This is a genomic window from Roseovarius azorensis (assembly GCF_900109455.1).
In the GTDB taxonomy this organism is placed as follows: Bacteria; Pseudomonadota; Alphaproteobacteria; order Rhodobacterales; family Rhodobacteraceae; genus Roseovarius; species Roseovarius azorensis.
In genome coordinates, this window is record NZ_FOAG01000038.1 from 1 (window position 1) to 1,414 (window position 1,414).

Here is a 1,414-nt window from a genome sequence, read left to right on the forward strand (position 1 = left end):
GGCAGCAGACAGAACTTCGATTTGAGGGCGGTTGATAAAGTCGGACTTACCATCGGAGCGAACCCAAGATCAGACGGCCGCCCCCGGAGGCTTACCACTCAGAACCAAGCTGTGCCAAGAGCTGGCAACAACTCCCAGCAACTCTTCAGTCATCTTGCGCGTCATTCGGTGCTCGCCCATGCCGGCAGCGCATCGAGGTATCTCAGCTCCTCGCGGACCACGGGATCGAGCGCCTCGGGCAGGAGGTGCCGGAGCATCAACCATTCCGGAGACCGCTCATCAGCCTGTGCTTCGCTGCGATGGCGACGCAGATGCTCCCCTACCTTGGCCTTCAACAATCCAGCCATTGCCGTGTTTCCTATCAACCGCGTCAGCAGGTCGGTGTAGCCACCGAAGGTGCCCGCATGCAGGTAGGTATTGAGCATCGCCCGGATGTTCGGGTGTCCGCTCGCGTAGTTGCGCTCCTTTCCGTTCGCCGCTGCCACGATCGAGAAGGCCGCCGCCAAGAGTAGGCTCTGTGGACGTTCGAGGCCATGCAGAGGCGCAGAGTGATCCCATTTGCCCAGGCTGCTGAACCACGGTCGGCGACGTCGTTCGATCTCCGCGAGGAGCGGCGTCACGATCCGGTCCTCATGATAGGGGAGCTTCGACCTCGGGATGGTCAGCTCATCGAACCGGACGAGTTTCGGCGGATCGAAGCCGTCGCCGCTCCGCAGATAACAGTTGAGGACGAGAGTCCGCTGTTCCTTCGACGCCTCGACCGCGGGCGGGTCGAGGACGAAGGCGTTTCCCCGGTGCCGGCGAATGACATCGATGAAGCTCTGCTGCACCTGGGCCTTGGTGTCGATCCCGAACAAGATCCAAAGCAGCGGCACCCCTTCGCGCTCATAGTGTTTGCACCTGGCCGAAATCTCTGTCTGGAAGGTGCTCGACATCTGGAATTCGACGGCGAAGGCGCCGAAGCCTTCCCACTCGACATAGACATCCGGGAACCGGCCATGCGCCGCCTCGGTCGGTGGCAGGTATTCGGCCACCGCGTGCCTCACATGGCGCGGGTCGAGCGCCACGAGCGCCGCCACTTGCTCGCACATCAGCCTATGGAAATCCGATTCCTGACGGCCCTGATACTGAGCCGCGCGGGCGTCGTCTGGCACGGTGTTGCGGCCGTGATACCAGGGGCAGCTTGGATCGCTTCCGCTGTAATGCGCGAAGAGTGGGAGGCTGACGCCACATCGTCGCGCCGTCCTGATGTAGACGCTGCCGTCGCAGGCCAGGCAACGGGCGACCAAGCCATCGTTGCCCTGCCTGAGATCGGTGATCTGAATCGCTCCGGGTTTGTCGGAGACCTATAGCTTCATTTCACGCGACCATATCGAGCACGTCGCGCTGTGCATAGAAGTTCTCTTCGGCCTCT

1 protein-coding gene is annotated in these 1,414 nt (G+C 62.0%); it reads right to left on the reverse strand.

The features are described from left to right. Positions 1 to 161 precede the first annotated feature (161 nt). Positions 162 to 1,154, reverse strand: a complete 993-nt coding sequence (locus tag BSG08_RS19145) for a competence protein CoiA family protein (RefSeq protein ID WP_139274610.1) — start codon at positions 1,152 to 1,154, stop codon at positions 162 to 164. Between the last annotated feature and the right edge of the window lie 260 nt (positions 1,155 to 1,414).